28 protein-coding genes are annotated in these 21,222 nt (G+C 53.1%); all 28 read right to left on the bottom strand.

The window, feature by feature from the left end; all coding sequences use genetic code 11:
- Positions 1-5: 5 nt before the first annotated feature.
- The 28 genes from BM322_RS00610 to dapB all read right to left on the bottom strand — a co-directional run bounded on the left by BM322_RS00610 (position 6) and on the right by dapB (position 21,210).
- Positions 6-632: a site-2 protease family protein gene (locus tag BM322_RS00610; RefSeq protein WP_075427978.1), complete on the bottom strand. Its 627-nt coding sequence runs from the start codon at positions 630-632 to the stop codon at positions 6-8.
- A gap of 25 nt (positions 633-657) precedes the next feature.
- Positions 658-1,209: an NUDIX domain-containing protein gene (locus BM322_RS00605; RefSeq protein ID WP_075427977.1), complete on the bottom strand. Its 552-nt coding sequence runs from the start codon at positions 1,207-1,209 to the stop codon at positions 658-660.
- A gap of 72 nt (positions 1,210-1,281) precedes the next feature.
- Complete coding sequence (locus BM322_RS00600) at positions 1,282-1,758, bottom strand: hypothetical protein (RefSeq protein ID WP_075427976.1); 477 nt, start codon at positions 1,756-1,758, stop codon at positions 1,282-1,284.
- Between the two features lie 105 nt (positions 1,759-1,863).
- Entirely contained in the window at positions 1,864-2,229 is a 366-nt protein-coding gene (locus BM322_RS00595) for a hypothetical protein (RefSeq protein ID WP_075427975.1), read from the bottom strand.
- Positions 2,230-2,320: 91 nt separating this feature from the next.
- Positions 2,321-4,030 (bottom strand): DNA repair protein RecN, encoded by a 1,710-nt coding sequence (gene recN / locus BM322_RS00590; RefSeq protein WP_075427974.1) that lies wholly within the window; start codon positions 4,028-4,030, stop codon positions 2,321-2,323.
- Positions 4,031-4,058: 28 nt separating this feature from the next.
- The gene (gene argR / locus BM322_RS00585; protein ID WP_075427973.1) at positions 4,059-4,511 is read right to left on the bottom strand and encodes an arginine repressor; all 453 of its coding nucleotides are present in this window, start codon (positions 4,509-4,511) and stop codon (positions 4,059-4,061) included.
- A 27-nt stretch (positions 4,512-4,538) separates the two neighbouring features.
- Complete coding sequence (locus BM322_RS00580) at positions 4,539-5,390, bottom strand: NAD(+)/NADH kinase (protein WP_075427972.1); 852 nt, start codon at positions 5,388-5,390, stop codon at positions 4,539-4,541.
- Positions 5,391-5,401: 11 nt separating this feature from the next.
- A complete protein-coding gene (locus BM322_RS00575; protein WP_075427971.1) occupies positions 5,402-6,211 on the bottom strand; it encodes a TlyA family RNA methyltransferase in 810 nt (269 codons plus the stop codon).
- Positions 6,211-8,097, bottom strand: a complete 1,887-nt coding sequence (gene dxs, locus BM322_RS00570) for a 1-deoxy-D-xylulose-5-phosphate synthase (RefSeq protein ID WP_075427970.1) — start codon at positions 8,095-8,097, stop codon at positions 6,211-6,213. Before dxs ends, BM322_RS00575 begins: the two co-directional genes overlap by 1 nt.
- A gap of 30 nt (positions 8,098-8,127) precedes the next feature.
- Complete coding sequence (locus BM322_RS00565) at positions 8,128-9,009, bottom strand: polyprenyl synthetase family protein (RefSeq protein ID WP_075427969.1); 882 nt, start codon at positions 9,007-9,009, stop codon at positions 8,128-8,130.
- A gap of 4 nt (positions 9,010-9,013) precedes the next feature.
- Positions 9,014-9,253, bottom strand: a complete 240-nt coding sequence (xseB, locus tag BM322_RS00560) for an exodeoxyribonuclease VII small subunit (protein WP_075427968.1) — start codon at positions 9,251-9,253, stop codon at positions 9,014-9,016.
- 1 nt (position 9,254) lies between these two features.
- Positions 9,255-10,490, bottom strand: a complete 1,236-nt coding sequence (xseA, locus tag BM322_RS00555; protein ID WP_075427967.1) for an exodeoxyribonuclease VII large subunit — start codon at positions 10,488-10,490, stop codon at positions 9,255-9,257.
- A 65-nt stretch (positions 10,491-10,555) separates the two neighbouring features.
- Positions 10,556-10,987 (bottom strand): transcription antitermination factor NusB, encoded by a 432-nt coding sequence (gene nusB, locus BM322_RS00550; RefSeq protein ID WP_075427966.1) that lies wholly within the window; start codon positions 10,985-10,987, stop codon positions 10,556-10,558.
- A 24-nt stretch (positions 10,988-11,011) separates the two neighbouring features.
- Positions 11,012-11,257: a DUF2273 domain-containing protein gene (locus BM322_RS00545; RefSeq protein ID WP_075427965.1), complete on the bottom strand. Its 246-nt coding sequence runs from the start codon at positions 11,255-11,257 to the stop codon at positions 11,012-11,014.
- Positions 11,258-11,275: 18 nt separating this feature from the next.
- A complete protein-coding gene (amaP, locus tag BM322_RS00540; protein ID WP_075427964.1) occupies positions 11,276-11,845 on the bottom strand; it encodes an alkaline shock response membrane anchor protein AmaP in 570 nt (189 codons plus the stop codon).
- A 14-nt stretch (positions 11,846-11,859) separates the two neighbouring features.
- Positions 11,860-12,258, bottom strand: a complete 399-nt coding sequence (locus BM322_RS00535; RefSeq protein WP_075427963.1) for an Asp23/Gls24 family envelope stress response protein — start codon at positions 12,256-12,258, stop codon at positions 11,860-11,862.
- A 179-nt stretch (positions 12,259-12,437) separates the two neighbouring features.
- Positions 12,438-12,995: an elongation factor P gene (efp, locus tag BM322_RS00530; protein WP_075427962.1), complete on the bottom strand. Its 558-nt coding sequence runs from the start codon at positions 12,993-12,995 to the stop codon at positions 12,438-12,440.
- Between the two features lie 111 nt (positions 12,996-13,106).
- A complete protein-coding gene (locus BM322_RS00525; RefSeq protein ID WP_075427961.1) occupies positions 13,107-14,177 on the bottom strand; it encodes a Xaa-Pro peptidase family protein in 1,071 nt (356 codons plus the stop codon).
- A 39-nt stretch (positions 14,178-14,216) separates the two neighbouring features.
- Positions 14,217-14,654, bottom strand: a complete 438-nt coding sequence (gene aroQ, locus BM322_RS00520) for a type II 3-dehydroquinate dehydratase (protein ID WP_075427960.1) — start codon at positions 14,652-14,654, stop codon at positions 14,217-14,219.
- 14 nt (positions 14,655-14,668) lie between these two features.
- On the bottom strand, positions 14,669-14,944 hold the full coding sequence (locus tag BM322_RS00515) for an acylphosphatase (RefSeq protein WP_075427959.1): 276 nt from the start codon (positions 14,942-14,944) through the stop codon (positions 14,669-14,671).
- 93 nt (positions 14,945-15,037) lie between these two features.
- Entirely contained in the window at positions 15,038-16,273 is a 1,236-nt protein-coding gene (locus BM322_RS00510) for a U32 family peptidase (RefSeq protein ID WP_075427958.1), read from the bottom strand.
- Between the two features lie 19 nt (positions 16,274-16,292).
- Entirely contained in the window at positions 16,293-16,913 is a 621-nt protein-coding gene (locus tag BM322_RS00505) for an O-methyltransferase (RefSeq protein WP_318254483.1), read from the bottom strand.
- Between the two features lie 23 nt (positions 16,914-16,936).
- Positions 16,937-18,049 (bottom strand): endolytic transglycosylase MltG, encoded by a 1,113-nt coding sequence (gene mltG / locus BM322_RS00500; RefSeq protein ID WP_075427956.1) that lies wholly within the window; start codon positions 18,047-18,049, stop codon positions 16,937-16,939.
- A gap of 71 nt (positions 18,050-18,120) precedes the next feature.
- The gene (locus tag BM322_RS00495) at positions 18,121-18,441 is read right to left on the bottom strand and encodes a DUF1292 domain-containing protein (protein WP_075427955.1); all 321 of its coding nucleotides are present in this window, start codon (positions 18,439-18,441) and stop codon (positions 18,121-18,123) included.
- Between the two features lie 79 nt (positions 18,442-18,520).
- On the bottom strand, positions 18,521-18,937 hold the full coding sequence (gene ruvX / locus BM322_RS00490; protein WP_075427954.1) for a Holliday junction resolvase RuvX: 417 nt from the start codon (positions 18,935-18,937) through the stop codon (positions 18,521-18,523).
- Positions 18,938-19,189, bottom strand: a complete 252-nt coding sequence (locus BM322_RS00485; RefSeq protein ID WP_075427953.1) for an IreB family regulatory phosphoprotein — start codon at positions 19,187-19,189, stop codon at positions 18,938-18,940.
- Between the two features lie 149 nt (positions 19,190-19,338).
- A complete protein-coding gene (locus BM322_RS00480; RefSeq protein WP_075427952.1) occupies positions 19,339-20,373 on the bottom strand; it encodes an aspartate-semialdehyde dehydrogenase in 1,035 nt (344 codons plus the stop codon).
- A gap of 42 nt (positions 20,374-20,415) precedes the next feature.
- Complete coding sequence (gene dapB, locus BM322_RS00475) at positions 20,416-21,210, bottom strand: 4-hydroxy-tetrahydrodipicolinate reductase (protein ID WP_075427951.1); 795 nt, start codon at positions 21,208-21,210, stop codon at positions 20,416-20,418.
- Between the last annotated feature and the right edge of the window lie 12 nt (positions 21,211-21,222).

Here is a 21,222-nt window from a genome sequence, read left to right as displayed (position 1 = left end):
TGCCCTTAGAAAAGGATGCCCAGCAACGTACGGAAAACTTCGAGAACCGCCCCGCGCATCGGAATCAGGATCATGCTGAGGACCGGCGTCATCAGGAGCAAAATCAAAATCAGGAAGCTGTAGCGCTCAAGGCTGGCGAACTGATAGGCAAGATCGCGCGGCAGAAGCTGCTTGAGCACATGCGAGCCGTCAAGCGGCGGCAGCGGCAGCAAATTGAAAATCGCAAAGCCGATATTGTACTCGACAATCAGCATGAATACCCAGTAGATGCCCTCGGTTATATGGACGCCGACACGGCTCAGAAGCACCAAGGCCACCAGCGCCAGAAAAGCCATCAAGAGATTTGCTCCCGGGCCAGCCAGCGAGACAAGGATATCATCACGGCGCGGCTGCTTGAAGTTGTTCGGATTGATCATGACGGGCTTTGCCCAGCCAAAATGCACCAAGAACAGTGCCAGCATACCGAGCGGATCGATATGGGCTTTCGGATTGAGCGTCAGCCGTCCCATCATGCGCGGCGTGAAATCGCCGAGCCAGACAGCTACCTGCGCATGTGCGTACTCATGGATGACCATCGCTATAATAAGTCCCGGCAGACCAGCTACGATCTGCATCAGGTTAAAATCGAACATTGTTTACCTCCCTATTCAAGGATGCCTATTTTCTCTCCCGCAAACGGCGCTCAAGCATCAGGATAGATGCGGCTGACTTCGCATCATAGATGCGGCCGTCAAGTACCATCGTTACAGCCTCGTCAAGCGGCAGCCGGACCACATTGATGAACTCATCTTCATCGGGATGCTGCGCACCCGGCGTCAGCCCCTCAGCCATATACATATGGATGTATTCATTGGAGAAACCTACCGTCGTCGCAATCGTCGTGAGCTTCTCAAAATGCGCGGCCTCGTAGCCTGTCTCCTCAGACAATTCGCGTTTCGCACAATAGAGGGGATCTTCGTCAGGTGCATCGAGCTTGCCTGCCGGTACCTCGAGAGTGATGCGGCCAATCGGATAACGATACTGCTTGACCAGGATGATATCGCCATTGGGGAATACCGGAATGACCGACGATGCGCCGGGATGCTCGATGAACTCGCGCGTAGCCTGATTGCCATTCGGCAGCTGCACGGTATCGCGTCTGACATGCAATAATGTGCCGTCAAAGATTGCCTCACTGTGCAGTTTCTTTTCTACTAACTCTTCGTCCATCGTTACTCCTCCTCGAATCTTCATATCTATCTATTTTACTATCTGTTCGTTTTTATTTCAAGGCCGCAGGTCTCAGCGGAATACCGTCCAAAGGACAAGCACCACAGCCAGCAGACATTTGCCGCCTACGGCAATGATAGCGATATTGTTCCACTGGGAGCCATCTTCGACATAACGTGACATGCAGGCTGCCAGTTCATCTGGTTCTTTGGCCTGCATGATCTTGCGCATGCGCACGAAATCCACCAGAGAATCGATAAGCAGCGCTGCTGCCACAAAATAAAAGACCACGAGCTGCCATGGACGCAGCTCAGCATATTGATATGTCAGCACAAAGCCCATGACATCAACGAGCAGCAGCGTGACCGACATGAACAAGAATGTCTTGCCGATGCTCTTTGGTGACATGAACTTGCCCATCGATTCCATCTCATCTTTCCAAATCTGGCGCTCTTCCTCATTGGCCGGCCCTGTATGCGCCATCAGTGTCTGGAACGCATAGCCGCTGATGAGCAACCAAAAAATCGCATAGCATTGAATACCAAGCATCAAAAAACCCCTCATATAAAAATCATTACCGTTCTTAAGTATACAAATAAAAACACTCCATTGCAACTGCAATGAAGTGTTTTATCCATAATCCACTGTGTTGTCTTATGAGCGCCGGCGGCGTTTCACCTCTGGCCAAGGGCGAATATGTTTCGGGTTCGTAGCAACGCCATCGAGTCCGCACCAACGCGAGGCAAACGACTCGACAAAGACTTTTTTCCGGCGGGGTGCTGCTTCTTTTTTCTCAGCAGCTGCTGCATCGGCTGCCGACGCATTCACCGCCTGCTTCTCTTTTTCCTGTGCCTGCACACCTCCGCAGCCACAGTCCTTGATAAAACCACTTTCTAGCTCTTCCTGGGAAAAAATCGTGAAATTGCCACAAGCACAACGGCACCAGTAATACTCGCTGCCGAACTGGTCCTTGCGGCCCGTCGACTCGAGTACAGTAATATTGCCATACTGTTTTTCCATGATTTTCCCCTCCTTCCAACAAAAATAAAACATAGTATCACGGAATCCGATTACTAATATTCTCTTTTTCTTGTAAAAATCCTGCAAGAAATTAATTTTTTTCTAAACTTTCTTTGCGCATCTTTGCATGGCTGACCATTTCCTTGGCATTGTCGAGGGATGCCGTCGTCATATCGGCCCCCGAGGCCATGCGGGCAATCTCACTGATGCGCTCACGCTCCGACAGCTGCCGCACCTGTGTTACCGTCGACTCACCGGCTGTCGCCTTGGAAATGTAGAGATGCACATCGGCCATGCAGGCAATCTGTGGCAGATGCGTGATGCACAGCACCTGCTTGAACCGAGCGACGAGGGCAATCCGCTCAGCCACCATCTGCGCCGTGCGCCCGCCGATACCGGTGTCGATCTCATCGAATACCATACTCGGTACTGAGGAATCACGGGATGCGGCCACAGCCTTGATGGCCAGTGCAATGCGCGAAAGCTCACCGCCCGAGGCAACCTTCTGCAGTGGCTGCTCTGCCTCTCCCGGATTGGCCGAGAAATACATCGCCACATTGTCGGCACCGTTCGCCTGAAAAGTGCCAGCTGCCGCCACATCGATGCGGAAAACAGCCTTCGGCATCCCCAGTGCCGTCAGCTGCCCACCGATAGCTGCGGAAAGCTCACCGGCTGCTCGACAGCGCAACTGCGTAAGCGTCTGCGCCTTCTGCCCGAGTTTTTCCTCGAGCATGGCAATCCTGGACTTGAGGTCAGCCATGTCCTCATCATAATTCTCGATGTCACTGAGCTCTTGTTGGACCTTGGCCTGATGGGCAAGCACATCGGCTATCGTCGCTCCATACTTCTTGCGCAGCCGGTAAATCACATCCATACGGCTCTGCAGCTTATCGAGCCTTTCCGGACTGAACTCAAGGTTCTCGCCGTAATCGCGCAGCTCATAGGACGCTTCCTGCAGCGATATGACAGCCTCTTCCACCATCTTCTGTGCATTGGCCAGCGATTCATCATAGCGGCTCATATCCTGCAAGTCCTTCTTGACCCGCGAAAGTGCTACTAAGACACTGATGCCCTCTTGCGAACCATTTGCCAGCAGGTTATACGAATCTTCGACATAACCTGCAATCTTTTCGGCATGGGACAGCTTGCGGATTTCTGATTCCAGTTCTTCATCCTCATTGTCCTTGAGCTGAGCCGCTGTGATCTCGTTGTCCTGCCAGCGCAACATATCAAGACGCTGTGCGTATTCACGGGCAGCCTGTTCCTTTTCCGCATACTCATGACAACATTTGCGCCATTCGGCATACGAATGGCTATAAGCCGAAAGTGCCTCGGAAAGGTCGGCATCATAATGGTCGAGCAGGGCGAATTGGCTCTCCTCCTTGAGCAGGGCCAGGTTCTCGTTCTGCCCGTGAATGTCGACGAGATACGCACCGATTTCCTTGAGCACCGCCAGCGTCACATGACAGCCATTGACAAGCACCATGCTGCGTCCGCCCCGCGTTACCTGCCGCGTGATGATCAGCATGCCTTCCGAATCATCGATGGCCTGCTGCGCCAATAGCTCATGCAGACCAAGAGACTCATCGTCGAGGGTGAACACCGCCTCGACGCGCAACCATTCACAGCCCGTACGAATGGAATTTGCTGAGATGCGATGGCCCAGGATGGCTCCGAGCGAATCAATCAGGATGGATTTGCCCGCACCAGTCTCACCAGTCAGGATATTGAGCCCTGGCCCAAATTCCACTTGGACATGCTCGAGCAAAGCAAAATTCCAGACGGTCAATGATTTCAGCATGGAATAGATCTCCTTTGTTTCCGACGAATTACTTCAGGTATTCCTGCAGGCGCTGCAGGATTTTCTCCGTTGCCTCCTTGGGCTTGATGATGACGAGAATCGTATCATCACCAGCCAGCGTACCGATGACTTCGGTCCAGTTGGCATGATCCAGTGCCGAGGCAACCGTGCTGGCGCCACCAGGCAGGGTCTTGACCACAATGAGGTTCTCACTGTAATCACAGTCCGTCACCGTATCCGCAAACAACCGGCGCATGCGGTCTTCCGTAAACAAGATAGTGTTCTGCATTGGCGAGGCATAGCGATAACGGCCATCCCCAGAAGGAACCTTGATAAGCATCAGTTCTTTGATATCACGGGAAACGGTGGCCTGCGTAACCTGAATACGGCGTTCACGCAAAGCAGCTGCTAATTCCTCTTGTGTTTCAATGACTTGTTCTTCGATAATATCTTTTATTACAGCATGTCGTATACTTTTCATCCGCCAACACCTCTCAATTCTCTATCATTAAACGTCTTTCCAGAGTTTCGTGCGCAAGATCTGATAATAGTCCTTATCATCGAACTTGACGATACCCGCCTGCACATTTGATTTCATGACCATGACCTCATCACCGGGCAGCAGGCGGAAACTCTCCTGCCCATCAAAGGTGACGATGATATCCTGATGGATTGCTGCGATCTCGATGTGCACCACATCTTCTTCGCCCACCACCAGTGGACGCATATTGAACGTATGGGCACAGATTGGCGTCACTAAAAGTGCCTGAATCGTCGGATTCATGATTGGCCCTCCAGCTGACAGCGAATAGGCTGTCGAGCCAGTAGGCGACGACACGATGACACCGTCGGCCTTGTAGTCAATCAGATGTGAATCATTGATGCTAAGCCCAAGATGCAGCATTCGCGCGACGCCGCCTTTCGTGACCACCACATCGTTGATGGCATGACCCAAAAAGCGCTGCTTGCCCTGGGAGCAGACAAAGCCGGCCAGCAGCAGGCGATGCTCTACGCGGTAATCGCCATCGAGGATCTTCTGCAGCTTGGTCTCAAGTTCAGAAAGCTCGATGTCGGCCATAAATCCCAATGTGCCGATATTGACACCACAGACTGGTACCGCCATGGCACCATAGCGCCGGCAAACACCGAGCAGCGTTCCATCGCCGCCCAAACTCAAGGCTATATCAGCTGCTACCGTCTCGATATCCGGTACACCATATTCTTCCATATCAAAAAAACGCGATTCATCGATTGGCAGCATAAGGCGCACATCCTTATCCCGATAGAACGCAAAGATCCGTTTGAGCACTTCGGGGGCCTGCGGCTTATTCACATTGGGAAAGACAGCTATGGTCAGCATCATTTTGCTCCTTATTTATCCAGCGCACCATGTGCCTCAGCTACCACTGTAGTGAGGCGTTCCTCGGTTACCGTATCCGACTTTGACTTATCCTTGGACAAACGGACAAGATACTCGATATTGCCCTCTGGTCCTTTGACCGGCGAATACGTCAACGCCATCGGAACAAAGCCAAGTTCACGGGAAAACTCTGTAACTTTGCGGATGACATCCTCATGAACCGAAGGTTCGCGAACCACGCCTTTCTTACCGACGAACTCACGTCCAGCCTCAAACTGTGGCTTGATGAGTGCGACGAGTTCCCCATTGTCCTTGAGCAGCGTATAGGCTACCGGCAGGACCTTGGTCAACGAGATGAAGGCCACATCAATCGAGGCAAAGTCCAAGAGTTCCCCAATATCTGCCGGCGTCACATTGCGAATATTCGTACGCTCCATGTTGACGACGCGGTCATCGGTGCGCAGTTTCCAAGCCAGCTGGCCATAGCCGACATCAATGGCAAAAACACGCACGGCACCGTTCTGCAGCATGCAGTCGGTAAAGCCGCCCGTCGAGGCACCGATATCGGCACAACGGCGCCCCTCGATTTCAACGCCAAACTCCTTCATGGCTTTCTCCAGTTTCAAGCCACCACGGCTGACATACGGGATATCGTTGCCCAGCAGGCGGATTTCCGCCTCCGGTTTTACCGTTGCTCCTGCCTTATCGATTTTTTGGTTGTCGACGAGTACTTCGCCAGCCATAATCATACGCTTAGCCCGCTCCCGGCTGCCTGCCAGGCCGCGCTCGACCAAAAGCACATCTAGTCTCTGTTTTGCCATTATCTCAATCTTTCCTTTATCTTTGCTGCAATCTGATCTGCCTGCAGGCCGCAGAGCTCCAAGAGCTCCTCCGGCTTGCCCTGTTCAACGAATTTATCCGGCAGGCCGAAACGCAATAACGAAGTCTTAGCGGAAAGGCCGCTATCCATAAGATACTCAGCCACCGCCGAACCATAGCCGCCAGGCAGTACATTTTCTTCCAGCGTAGCCAGCAGCTTATGTTTCCCGGCCATGCGAGCAATAACAGCCGTATCAAGAGGCTTTACGAAACGCATATTGACCACACTCGCCGCAATGCCATCAGCCGCCAAAAGCTCCGCTGCTTTCTGGGCACGATGTACCATCGGGCCCACAGCCAGCAATGCTACCGCTCCCTGCTCAGCCTCTGCCAACACCTCGGCCTTGCCGACGGGAATATCTTCAAAACCTTCCGCCAGCGGCACCCCGAAACCTGCGCCGCGCGGATAGCGTACAGCCGTCGGCGAATCCATCTTGACCGCCGTTGCCAGCATATCCCGCAGCTCAGCCTCATCCTTCGGCACAAATACCGTCATGTTCGGCATATGACGCAGATATGACAAGTCAAAAGCACCATGATGGGTCGGACCATCGGCACCTACGAGTCCCGCACGATCTAGGCAGAGCGTGACCGGCAGATTCTGCAGGCAGACATCGTGCATGAGCTGATCGTAGGCGCGCTGAGCAAAGGTCGAATAGAGCGTGACTACCGGATGACAGCCATCTGCAGCCATACCAGCGGCCAGCGTAACAGCATGTTCTTCGGCAATGCCGACATCGAAGAAACGAGCCGGATACATTTCCCCAAAAGCCTTAAGACCAGTTCCCGACGGCATGGCCGCCGTAATGGCCGTGATATTCATATTCTTTTCAGCCAGCTCGATAAGAGCCTTGCTGAACACCGAAGTATAGCTCGGCGCTCCCTGTCTTTTCGGGCATTCGCCGGTCTCACGGTCAAAAGCACCGATGCCATGGAACTTATCCGGCTGCTGTTCTGCCGGCAGATAGCCCTTGCCCTTCTTCGTATGGATATGGATGAGCACAGGGCCTTCCATCTGCCGTGCCCGCCCGAGGATATCCTGCAGCAAGCTCAGGTTATGTCCATCCACCGGTCCGATATAATGGAAACCGATTTCCTCAAAGACGCTGCCCGGTACCAGTGCCGACCGCACGCTGTCCTTGACGATGCGCGCCGTACGGTAGGCCTTGTCGCCAATATGCGGGATGCTCATGAGCAGGTTGCCCACATCTTTCTTGGCCCGGTTGTACTGCGGATCAAGGCGGATGCGCGACAGGTATTCGCTCATGCCACCGACATTCTTATCGATGGACATCTCATTGTCATTGAGGATGACGATGAGTTTCTTGCCAAGATCGCCAGCCTGGTTCAATGCCTCAAAGGCCTCGCCGCCAGTCAGGGCACCATCGCCAATCACGGCGATGACTTCATTGCGGCGTCCGCAGAGATCCCGCGAGATGGCCATGCCGAGAGCAGCCGAGATTGAAGTGCTGGCATGGCCAACACCAAAGGCATCATATTTCGATTCTGCCCGATTGGGAAATCCCGTGATTCCCCCGAGCTGGCGCAACGTATGGAAACGCCCCCGGCGCCCCGTAAGGATCTTATGTGAATAGGCCTGATGACCGACATCCCAAATCAGCTTATCCTGCGGGAAACGAAACACGCTGTATAGCGCCAGCGTGAGCTCGACCGTGCCAAGGCTCGGCGCCAGATGGCCGCCGTTAGCCGACACCGTATCGACAATGAATCCCCTCAGCTCACGCGCCAGTTCCTCAAGCTCTGATAAGCTGTATTTCTTGATGTCATCCGGACTATTTATTTTCTCCAACAATGGATATGCGTTCATCCCAAGCACTCCCAAAATATTAATTGCGGTTTATTTGTTGCGATCTACCAGATACGTTACCAAATCGCGCAGGAAATCAGCCTCAGAGCCAAAACCTTCCAAGGCGGCCACAGCTTCATCGACCGTATCCTGGGCCAGCTTGCGCGCCTCGTCAAGCGAAGTCAGCGTGACATACGTCGACTTATGATTCTTCTCATCGCTGCCAACCGGCTTGCCAATCAAGGTCTCATCGCCGACGACATCGAGGATATCGTCGGTAATCTGGAACGCCAGACCGAACTTATCTGCATATTCGGTAAGCGCAACCAGCTGCTTGTCATCCGCACCGGCAAGGATTGCACCGCTGCGGATAGCAGCCCGGAACAATGCACCAGTCTTGCCCATGTGCATGCGGCGCAGCGTCTCCATGTCAATTTGCTTATCCTCAGACTCCATATCGAGCGCCTGGCCGCCTACCATGCCGTCAGGGCCAGCAGCCGTGCTCATCTCGCGCACGACCTGCACCAGCGTCTCGGCATCAGCCCCCGGCTGGCGCAGCATGACCTCAAAGGCCAACGTCAGCAGTGCATCGCCAGCCAGCGTCGCCATGCCAGCACCATAGACCTTGTGGTTCGTGAGCTTGCCACGGCGATAGTCATCGTCATCCATGGCCGGCAGATCATCATGGATCAGCGAATACGTATGGATCATCTCAATGGCACAGCCCGTCTTGATGAACTTCGTGCCATCAGCACCAAGCGCATCAGCGGCAGCCATCAAAAGAACCGGACGCAGGCGTTTGCCACCTGCCATCAAGCTGTACTCCATCGATTCTGTCAATGTCTGGTCAACCGGCGTCTCCTTATTGAGTTCAGCCGTAAGCGCTGCCTCCACGAGCTGCTGTCTTTCCTGCCACAGTTCCTTGAACTTCATCGTATTACTCTCCCTCTATCTGCAATTCTTGTTCCTGAATCTTCCCGTTTGCATCGCTGACCAGCAAATCCATGGTCTTTTCCGCGCGGTCAAGTGCCGCCATACAGCTGCTGCCAAGCTGGACGCCCTCTGAATAATTTGCCATGAGCTCTTTCAAGCTGCTGTCACCTGTCTCCATCTGCGCAACAATCTGCTCGAGTTTTGCCAGCGATTCTTCAAAAGATAGTTCTTTTTTTCTTGGCATCTTACTTTCCATCCTTTCGGGTTCGAGAACGTTTCGTAGCTGTCACAGCAGCCGTCTCCATGACTTCGACGGGTACACGTCCATCCTTCATTATCAGCGACAAGCGGTCATGTGGTGCCAATACGGCAACACTTGTGACCAGCTGGCCTTCTTTTTCTGCCATGGAGTAGCCATGACGCAACACGCGGGCGGGGTTCATACCATCGAGTTTCTCTAGGGCCAGACTTACCGCATGGCGTTTTTCCACCACGGCATTCCGTGTCAGCTGTTGCAGCTGCGTCAGCAAAGCATCCAACCGCTGGCGTCGTTCAGCCAGCAGCTGCTGCGGATTCTGCAGCACCCGGCTGCGCAGGACAGCATCCAGCCTGAGGCGCCGGCTCTCAATGCCCTTATGGGCCTGTGCCGTGAGCCTTGCCATTAGCCCGGCTACATGACGCTTGAGCTCGCTGCGATCCGGCACGGCAAGCTCTGCCGCATTGGACGGCGTTGCCGCGCGGACATCGGCAGCAAAGTCAGCCAATGTGAAATCCGTTTCATGGCCGACAGCTGAAATCACTGGGATATGTGACGCATAGATAGCCCGGACGACACATTCCTCATTGAAGGACCACAAATCCTCCATCGAACCGCCGCCGCGGCCTATAATCAACATGTCGACGGGGTAACTTTCGTTGAAGAACCGGATGGCCTCCGCAATCTGTTCAGCCGAACCAGCCCCCTGTACCTGCACTGGCCGCAGGACGAGCTGCACAGATGGCCAGCGGTGTTTTGACACATGGTAGATATCCCGCAGCACCGCCCCGGCCAGTGATGTCACCACCCCGATTTTCTTTGGGAACACCGGCAGCGCCTGTTTATGAACCGCATCAAACAGACCTTCCCCAGTCAATTTTGTTTTGAGCTGTTCAAAAGCCAGCGCCAAATCGCCTGTCCCCTCTGGAGCCAATGAATCAGCATAAAGCTGATAAGCACCATCGCGCTCATAAACAGATATGGAACCTGCCGCTACCACCTTGAGCCCGTTGACCGGCTGAAAGCGCAGATGCTGGGCGCGGCTGCGGAACATCACGCATTTCAGGGAGCTGCCAGCATCCTTCAACGTGAAATAACAATGTCCAGAAGGATAGCACTTGAAATTCGAGATTTCGCCGCGTACCATAATGCCACGCAATACATTTTCCCGGTCGAACATGCCCTTTATGAACTTGTTGACCTGACTGACAGAATGGATTGCCACGTTCCTTCCCTCCAAACATGCGAAAAAGCCAGCCCGAAAAATCCGGGGCTGGCAGTTCCTTCTTATCAATGCGCGAGTTTCATCATCGCACCCAGGATTCCATTGACATAGCGGCTGGAATCATCTGTACCGTACTTCTTCGCCAGTTCCACAGCCTCGTTGATTGCGATATTTGGCGTGAGCTTCTCCTCCGAGAACTTGATCTCAAAAATAGCAATACGAACCAGATTGCGATCCACCACTGCCATACGCTCAATCTTCCAATCCTTAGAGCTCTCCGAAATCAAAGCATCAATCGCCGCAAGATTCGCCCGCGTACCATGGACCAGCGTCTTGACATAGTCCCGGTCATGCGCGGACATCTTCTCAGACTCACTCAGTGCGGTATCAATAGCCAGGGTTTCATACATCCCCTGCTGCTCTTCCGTTTCGGCCTGATTCAAATCTAACTGGAAAAGTGCCTGCAGGGCTGCTTCCCTTGCTTGTCTACGACTCATTACTTACCTTCCTCTTATCTCTTCTTAGTTCCGAAAATGGTTCGTCAGCTGAAAGAATCTATCGCTAAGTGTTCCTAGGATATCCTCACCCTGATCCATCTGCGAACCAACAAACAGGCCGATCAGACCACAGCAAAGGACAAAGACTGTGCACCAAAAGCCAAAGCATAAAATCGCTATCCCGAGCACAATGCCAAGGATTGTTCCCACGGTTTTGCCACGATGCTGCTGCCAAAGAGCCTCGGCAGTTTCTCTTAATTCTTCTTTCATCTGCTGTGAGTCACCGCCTTATACGACTCGATGTTTCTTGGCCGGCTGCTTATCGGATATATCAGCCACCACGATATTGACTGGCACATCGGTCAGATTCATAGTCTGTATCAACTGTTGCTGTACGGTTGCCTTGAGCTGCTCCGAAAGTTTCGGCACATCCGCCTCACGTCCGACCGTAAGGTCCAAGGTAAGGGCAAGCGTCGCTCCATCTTTGTGATTCTTTGCCTGCACCTTGACCCGGACATCGCGGACACCATGAGCCTCACGCGCAAGCCTGTCCACAAGATTGCGCACAGCATCAAGTGCTACTCGGACTTCGCCATTGGCACTGCTTTCGATGACATACTCACCCTTGCTGGTTGTCTGCTCACCACTGCGGGCAAATACCTGTCCCAACAATCTTAGGCTGAGCAAAAAGACAACTGCGGCTCCCGCAATCGTTTCCATGCGCCCGAGCGCATAGCGAATCGAATCCAGCCAAACTTCTTCTGGCAGCTTCCCTAAAGCTGCCAACAGCACCGCCAAAGATAGGGCCGCCACTGCCAAAGACAATAGCAGCAACAGGAATCGATTAATTATTCCCATACCATCAACCTCTTTTAGCGGACACGGACCTCATCATTCTTTTCTTCATCCTGCGGGAAACTTACGCCCTGCACATGCACGTTGACTTCGACTACCGAAAGTCCCGTCATCGTCTCAATCGCCTGTTTGACATTTTCCTGAGCAGCCAGTGCAATATCAGGAATGCGGACACCATATTTGACAATGATGTAGAGATCGACAGCAGCCTCTTTCTCGCCCACCTCGACCTTTACGCCTTTGGCAAAGTTCTTGCGCCCGAGCATCTCGGCAATGCCACCGGCAATGCCGCCGCTCATGCCAGCAATGCCCTCGACTTCCGTAGCGGCCAGCCCGGCGATGATGCTGACGACCTCATCAGCAATACGGATAGAGCCTAACGAACTATTCTTCTGGATTTCTTTTTCCTTTTCCATTATGAACCCCTCCTGTGATTTGGCGAATACTTTTACCAAACGTATATTTATACCTTATATACTTTCGCGAAGAGGCGACGGGATTCCTGCCAGTTCGGAAATATTTGCCCATTAATCGTGAAAAAACTGCCGCACCATACCTGATGATGCGGCAGTCCTAGGCATCAAAAATCTACCGATTATGCACGCTCGATGTAGTTGCCCGTACGGGTATCGATGCGCAGTACCTCGCCCTCATTGATGAACAGCGGTACGCGGACCTCATAGCCCGTCTCGACCTTAGCCATCTTCGTAGCGCCCGTAGCCGTGTTGCCCTTGACGCTCGGCTCGCACTCGATTACCTTGAGGTTTACGGAGTTCGGGAGCTGGATGCCGATGATACGGCCTTTGAACGTCTGGATGGAAACTTCCATGTTCTCCATGAGGTAGTTCAGGGCATCGCCAAGCTGCTCTTTGTTGAGCTCAACCTGCTCATACGATTCCGTGTTCATGAACGTGTACATGCCATCAGCCTCATAGAGGAACTGCATGTTCTGCGTCTCGAGGTGTGCTGCCGGCATCTTCTCGTTCGGGTTGAACGTGCGCTCAACAACAGCACCCGTCTCAACGTTTTTGATCTTCGTGCGGACGAATGCAGCGCCTTTACCCGGCTTTACATGCTGGAAATCGACAATCTGCCATACGCCACCATCAATCTCGATCGTGAGACCCGTGCGGAAATCAGTACTATTAATCATTAACTTACGCCCTCCAATTATTGCCTTTTAAGCATTTAATTTCAATGTAACGAAATAATGATAGCATATTTTCTGCCTTTTGAAAAGGGCTCACTGCCATCTTCTCGCAGATTATATGACTTCGATGAGTTCTTTATCCGCTTTCGTCAGCGGCTCACTGCCATCTTTCGTGACCAGCACCGTGTCCTCGATACGCAGACCACCCCAGCCTGGGATATAGACACCCGGCTCATCGGTGATCAGCATGTTTTCCTTGAGGATATCGTCGCGTTTCAGCGACATGCGCGGGTTCTCATGGATCTCAAGCCCCAGGCTGTGTCCAAGGCCATGACCGAAATACTGCTTGAGGTCATAGCGGGCCAGATTATCCTGCACAGCTACATGGACCGATTTACCCGAAACTCCCGGCTTGATTTTCGTCAGCGCAAGCTTCTGGGACTCCAGCACAGCGTCATAGATGCGGCGCTGCTTTTCATCCGCATGGCCTATGCAGATTGTGCGCGTGATATCCGAATCGTAGCCGGCATAGATGGCACCATAGTCCATGGTCAGGAACTCGCCCTCAGCGATGACCTTGTCGGTGGCGATGCCGTGCGGCAGCACGCCGCGGATGCCCGAGGCCATGATGGTCGTGAACGACGGCCCCTCCGAGCCATTTTCGCGCATGCAGTTCTCCAGATGCGCCGCTACCTGCACCTCAGTCATGCCCGGGCGCACATAAGTCAGGATATCCTTAAAGCCGATATCGGCAATCTCGCAGGCCTTGCGGATATTGGCAATTTCCTCCGCATCCTTGATCTGGCGCAAATCATCAAGGGCCACTGCCGTCGTGAAATCACAGCCTGCCAGCAGCTTGGTCAGCGTGACAAAATCGTCATAGATCAGAGCATTGCCTTCAAAGCCGACCTTCTTGGCACCAATCTTCTTGATGCACTCTGCCGTTTTGACCAAAAGACCATCCTGCTGCTCGACAATCTCAAACAACGGTGCCTGCTGCGCAGCCTGCTCCGTATAACGGTTGTCGGTGATCAGCATCGCCTGGTCGCGTGAAATGACCAATGTCGTATCGTCGCCGCGGAATCCGCTGAAATAATGCAGGTTCACATACTTCGTCACGACAATGGCATCGAGCTGATGCTCAGACATAAGGGCGCGGACAGCCTCTAAACGGCTCTGTTTCATAAAAGGTCAACTCCTGGTTCTAATTAACTTTCTTAGGTATTACTTTTGCAGTTTGTAGATGATTGCCTCAAGCGCTGCCATGTAGCTTTCAATGCCGAGACCACAGATCTGCCCCATGGCTACCGGAGCCAACACCGACTGATGCCGGAACTCCTCACGCTTGTGGATGTTGGAGATGTGCACTTCAATAAGCGGCACATCAATGGCGGCAATCGCATCGCGCAGCGCAATGCTGTAATGAGTGAATGCCGCCGCATTGAAGATAATGTAGTCGTAGTTATGATTAGCTTCCTGTATCTTATCGACCAGCCGCCCCTCATGGTTGGACTGATAGAAATCGATGCCGATGCCAGCCGCCTCTGCGCGTCTGGCCATCATGTCCTCAATATCCTTGAGGGTCGTGCTGCCGTAGATTTCCGGTTCACGCGTGCCCAGCAGATTGAGATTGGGGCCATTGAGTACGAGAACTTTTGCCATGCATCTTCCTCCCATCAGTAGCGGACATCAAAACGTCTTTCGTCAGGCACGACATCACGCGTCTCAAGCGCAAAGCTCTTCACCTTGATGAAATAGTTGCCATCCCGGATAATCTGCTCGAGCTTATCGATTGCCTCAGCCTCGCCCTGCAGCTCCATCGTGACCGTCCCATCGTCCATATTCTTTACCCAGCCCGTAATGCCAAGCTCCATAGCGTGCTGCTGCACGAACATGCGAAAGCCGACACCCTGAACCTGGCCGGCAGCGGTACCAAAATAACGAATAGCCATAATCAACACCACTTTCCCAATTTATTATTTACAATACATCTTTATCATAGCACGGTATGATTAAAATTTACAATATAAATCAGAAAATATGACTCACTGTTTCGTTTGTGTAATGTCGCGGCGCAGGATTGTGTACGGTTCTACAGGCTGTTCCATCTTCATGGAAAGAATCATCTGCGGATGCGGTGCCACGTCGATGCTCTCGCCATCGGCATTTTTCATCGCCGTGATCTTCTGGCGGTAAAGCGGACCTGTCGGCTGGAATACCTCGATTTCCTGACCGAGCTTCATATTGTTGCGCTGCTCAACCACAGCCCAACCTGTTGCCGCATCATAGGACCGCACTAAGCCGACGAACTCCGAGGTCTGGTCGTAGGACGTCTTGCCATAGATCTGATCGTCAGCCGTTGGCTGATGATAGTAGAATCCTGTCGTATAGGTGCGATGCGATACCTTCTCGAGCTCATCGAGCCAGAGCTGCTGCACCTCAAAATGCTCAGGATCAGCAAAATAAGCATCAATGGCCAGACGATAGGCCTTGACGACGCTGGCTGCATAATGCACGCTCTTCATGCGCCCCTCAATCTTGAGGCTGTCAACACCGCTTTCGATGACGTCGCGGATATTCGGCATCAGGCACATGTCCTTCGAATTCATGATATAGGTGCCACGCTCGTCCTCAGCGATGGGGAAATACTGACCGGGCCGCGTTTCCTCAACCAGTGCATACTTCCAGCGGCAGGACTGGGCACAGCTGCCACGGTTCGAATCACGTCCCGTGAAGTAGTTCGACAACAGGCATCGGCCCGAATACGAGATGCACATAGCACCATGCATGAACATCTCGAGATCCACGTCACATTTTTCGCGGATCTCGCGGATCTCGGCCAGTGACATCTCACGGGCCAGCACGACGCGCTTGGCACCTAGTTTTTTCCAAGCATTCACCGTCGCCCAGTTCGTGTTGTTGGCCTGGGTGCTGATGTGGAGCTCCATCTCCGGGATCAGCTCGCGGCACATCATAAATACGCCCAAATCAGCCACAAGCAGGGCATCGACCTTGATCTCGTCCAGATACTTCAAGTAATCTGGCAGCCCAACAAGATCGCTGTTATGCGGAAAGATATTGACCGTCACATAGACCTTGCGTCCCCGCGCATGGGCAAAATCCACCGCCTCCTTGAGCTCTTCGCGCGTGAAGTTGCCGCCAAAAGCTCGGAGGCCAAAGGCCTTGCCGCCCAGATAAACAGCATCGGCCCCGTAGAGTATCGCCATCTTCAATTTTTCCAGTGTTCCCGCCGGTGCTAAAAGCTCTGGCTTCTTTATCATAAACAGGATTCCTCCTAAATCAATCTTTTGTCAACCGCCGATACCGCGTAATCGCAAGTCCATCGCCATTTTCAAGGATTTCCGTCGCATAGCCTGGCATCTCTGTCACAAACTCTATATACTCGCGCAGCCGCTTGACGATGGTCCGGAACCGGCGCGGCGGCTTTTCCTCAGAACGCACATAGCCGCGGAACAGCACATTGTCAGCCAGGATGACCGCCTCATCTGCCAGCAACGGCTCAATCTTCTGGAGATAATCGACATACTGGCCTTTGGCCGCATCGATGAAGACAAAATCATAAGGCGCCGCCTTGGGCGCCTCCGTAGTCAATAGCTCAGCCGCATCGCCAGTATGGATATGGATGCGTCCAGCATATCTTGATTGGTCAATATATGCCTTAGCGATCTTTGACCGGTCAACACTTAGCTCCAGTGTCGTTATGTCTACATCTTCCGCGCCATTATGGGCGATCTGCAGGGCCGAATAGCCGATTGCCGTACCTACCTCCAGCACGCGCTTTGGCCGGCATTCCCTTATCACCTGCAGGAAAGCCACGCGCCCCTTCTCATTGATGATAGGCACATGGTTTTCCTTAGCATAGCGTTCCATTTCCGCAAATAATGTTTCTATCGTTTTCAAAATATCTCCTCTTTGTTGACCGGTCAGCGCACCTGCTCGACAATGACCTTATGGTCTTCGTAATTCGTCGAATAATGATTATGCCCCTTGCGGTCAGCGACAAAGTACAGGTAGTCCGTATCGGCCGGATAGAGTACGGCCTTGATGGCTGCCATGCCTGGGCTTGCAATCGGCCCTGGCGGCAGACCGCGATGCTGGTAGGTGTTGTAAGGCGACTCGATTTTCGTGTCCTTGATGGATACATCCTCCTTTGGCGCATCCATCAGATACTGCAGCGTCGTATCCGACTGCAGCGGCATACCAAGCTTCAAGCGCTTGAAGAATACCTGCGCGATGATGGGCCGGTCTTCCTCATAGAGCGCCTCTTTCTCCACCAGCGAGGCCAGTGTAATGACTTCAAAGATTGTAAGATTCATCTCTTCAGCCCGAGCGCGCAGTTTTGGCGTCAGCCGCGTATCGAAGTCCTCCGCCATCATCTTCATGATGGACTCCGGCGTAGCCTCTTCGTGCAGCTCGTAAGTGTCCGGAAATAGGAAGCCCTCACAGGCATAGCGGATCTCTGGCTTGCGATCGATATAGTCATAGGGCGCATAAGTCTTGGCCTTACGCAGGAACTCCTGCTCATCTACAAGGCCCTCATCTGCCAAGCGCTTGGCAATCTCCTTGATGCCAAAACCCTCGGGAATCGTAAACTTCACGACAGCTGTATCGCCTGCCACGAGCTTTGCGAGCACCTCTTCAGCTGACATGTTGGGATGCATGGCATACATACCGGTCTTGAAGGAGCTGGCCACATCGCTAGTCTTGACCTTCCACCAGAACGGCCACTTGCTGCTAAGCACGCCGTGCTGCACGAGCTTGTCGCAAATCTCATTCGCCCCCATGCCCGGCTTGACCGAGACATAGATGGTCTGATCTGCAGACAGCGCGGCCCGCGGCGCTGATTTTCCCTGGAACAGCCACATGCAGCTGCCAAGCAGCACCACCAGGGCAATAGCACTTGCCACACCCCAACGCTTCCACGTCATCTTGTCACTTATCTGTTCCAGCTTATCCGTTACCCAGTCTAAACTCTCCTGATGGTCCGACATCCACTTTTCGAGGCTTGCCTGCCACGCTTTGAGTTTCTCTCCCACAACAACATCTCCATTCCTTATAGATGCGAAAAAGCTGCCAATCCATCTGGATGGCAGCCCCGCAACAGGATTTACTCCTGCTCTGCTTCGTCAACCAAAGCGTTATAGGCCTTCTGAACCTCTTCGAACTCTTCGTCCGTCGGCTCAATGTATTCCTCTTCGCCATTCTCATCGACAACGATCTTGGCAATCAGGACATCCTCGTCACCGTCTTCACAGCCGCAACCACAGCCATGCTCATGCTCATCATTGTGCAGGCCAACAAGCAGTGCATACTTCTGATCGCCTACTGGGATGATCATCTCTTCTTCGTAGTAATATTCATTGCCCTGATCGTCCGTCATGACGACGACAACGCCGTCTTCGTTCATTTCTTTTTCCTTATCTGCCATTCTGGTCACCTCTCGTCACAAAATCAGTCTACATGCATTTTAGCTTATAATGAGAAAACTTGTCAAGCTAAACCACATATCACCGCAGGCTGTCAAGATACCCCTGCAGGATAAACACGGCTGCCATCTTATCGATGACCTTCTTGCGTTTCTTGCGCGAGACATCGGCCTCAATCAGTGACCGGGTAGCAGCCACGGTCGACAGGCGTTCATCCCAGAACACCACCTCAACATCCGGATATGTTTCCTTGACCTTGGCCATGAACTCCTTGACGATGCTGCAACGGTCACCTTCCGTGCCATCCATGTTCTTGGGCAGTCCCGAGACCAAAGATTTCGTCTCATACTGCTCCATAAGCTCACCAAGGCGCTTCAAGTCATCTTCTTCCTTGCGGCGGCGGATTGTCTCCACCCCCTGAGCCGTAAGGCCTAATAGATCGCTTACGGCAATACCGATGGTCCGGTCGCCGATATCGAGCGACATATAACGTTTCATTTACTTATTCTTCTCCAAATATGCTCTAACCAACTCTTCGAGCAGCTCGTCGCGCTCCAGCTTGCGGATCTGACTGCGCGCATCGTTATGGCTCGTCACATACGCCGGGTCTCCCGAAAGCAGATAGCCAACCAACTGATTGATGGGATTGTATCCCTTCTCTTCCATCGCTTGGCAGGCGTTACGGATAATCGTCGCGGCCTTGTTCTCATCATTGCCGAATTTAAACATCATAGTTTCTTCGCTGACCATATCTGATTCCTCCCGAATATGTTTTCGCTCTATCTATTGTATCATATTCTATCCGCATTTCCTAGAAATATTCTGAAAAGCCCTGCCCCATGCAGATAAAAAATACCGTCCGGCACAATGCGTGCCAGACGGTAAAGTTTTCTTGGCAATTATTTTATCATGTCGTGCTCGATCATGTACTCAGCAATCTGCAGGGCATTGAGTGCTGCGCCCTTGCGGATCTGGTCGCCACAGCACCAAAGGTTCAGAGCGTTCTCGCAGGAGTAATCCTTGCGGATACGGCCAACCTCAACATCATCCTTGCCCGACGTGAAGAGCGGCATCGGATATTCCTGCTCATCGGTGTTGTCTTTGACAACTGCGCCTGGGAAGGCATCGATAGCCTTGCGCGCTGCCTCGACGCTGACCTCATCCTCGAACTCGATATTAACCGATTCTGCATGACTGCGATAGACCGGTACGCGAACCGTCGTTGCCGTCACGCGGATATCCGGATCATCGAAAATCTTCTTCGTCTCATTGACCATCTTCATTTCCTCTTTCGTGTAGAGGTTATCCTGGAAGACGTCAATCTGCGGAATCAGGTTGAAGGCAATCTGATAATGCTTGTTGAGGGCCGCACCCGGCAGGATGTTTGCCGTTACCTCGCGGCCGTTCACGATATCATCGACCTGCTGCTCAAGCTCAGCCATAGCCTCTTTGCCACCACCCGAAACAGCTTGATAGGTCGATACGACAACGCGCTTGATCTTCGAGATATCATAGAGCGGCTTGAGTGCCATGAGCATGATGATCGTCGAGCAGTTCGGGTTGGCGATGATGCCTTTATGCTTGCTGATGGCCTCAGGATTGACCTCCGGCACGACCAGCGGGACTTCCGGATCCATACGGAAAGTACTGGAGTTATCGATGACTACCGCACCGGCCTTGACGGCAGCCGGAGCAAAGACCTTGCTGGCACCGCCGCCAGCAAACAGAGCAATCTGAACATCCTTGAACGAATCTTCCGTTGCCTCTTCCACCGTATATTCCTTGCCCATGAACTGGATCTTCTTGCCAGCACTGCGCTTGGAAGCGAGCATCTTGAGGTTGGCGAACGGGAAGTTGCGCTCCTCGATGAGATTGAGGAACTCCTGCCCAACGGCACCCGTGGCACCGAGGATTGCTACATTGTACTTTTTCATATAGATACATCCTTTCGATGATTGATAGCAAATGCTTCTGAATCAGAACTCCAACAGCTGGTCAAGACCAATCGTAAGGCCCGTAAGAGAACGTACCTTCTTGGCCGCCAGGCAGACACCCGGCATGAAGGACTCACGATTCATGGAATCATGACGGATCGTCAGCGTCTGTCCCAGGCCGCCGAAGATGACTTCCTGATGGGCGACATAGCCCGGCAGGCGGACACTGTGGATATGCATGCCCTCATAGTCAGCGCCACGGGCGCCAGCCATTTTTTCCTTCTCCTCCGGATGGCCCTGCTTATGCGCCTCACGGACTTCGGCAATCATGGCTGCCGTCTGGATGGCCGTACCCGACGGCGCATCGAGCTTATTGTCATGATGCAGCTCGATGATCTCCACCTCAGGCATATACTTGGCGGCCTGCTTGGAAAGAACCATCAGCAGCACCGCCCCGATGGCAAAATTCGGGGCGATGAACGCCGGCGTGCCATTCTTCTCTGCCGCCTGCCGGATCTCAGCCTTCTGCTCCTCCGAAAGCCCCGTCGTGCCGACGACTGGCGAGACCTTATGCTCCAGTGCCGTCATGACATTGCCAAATACGACATCCGGCCGCGTGAAGTCCACCATGACCTCCGGCTTGAGCCGTGTAAGTGCTGCGGCAAGGTCGGTCTCCACCAGAATTCCATTTGCCGGCAAACCGACGAGCGTGCCGGTATCCGCACCGCCACGAATGTCACAAGCTCCCACGAGCTCAAGGTCCTTATCCTCCTGGACCGCTTTGAGGACCGCCTGTCCCATACGGCCACAGGCACCATTTACGAATACTGTAGTCAAGCTATGCGCCTC

It is taken from the genome of Selenomonas sp. GACV-9, assembly GCA_900116485.1.
Taxonomy (GTDB): domain Bacteria; phylum Bacillota; class Negativicutes; order Selenomonadales; family Selenomonadaceae; genus Selenomonas_A; species Selenomonas_A ruminantium_G.
The sequence above is the reverse complement of the archived record's forward strand: the minus strand, read 5'-3'. Positions and strand labels throughout refer to the sequence as shown.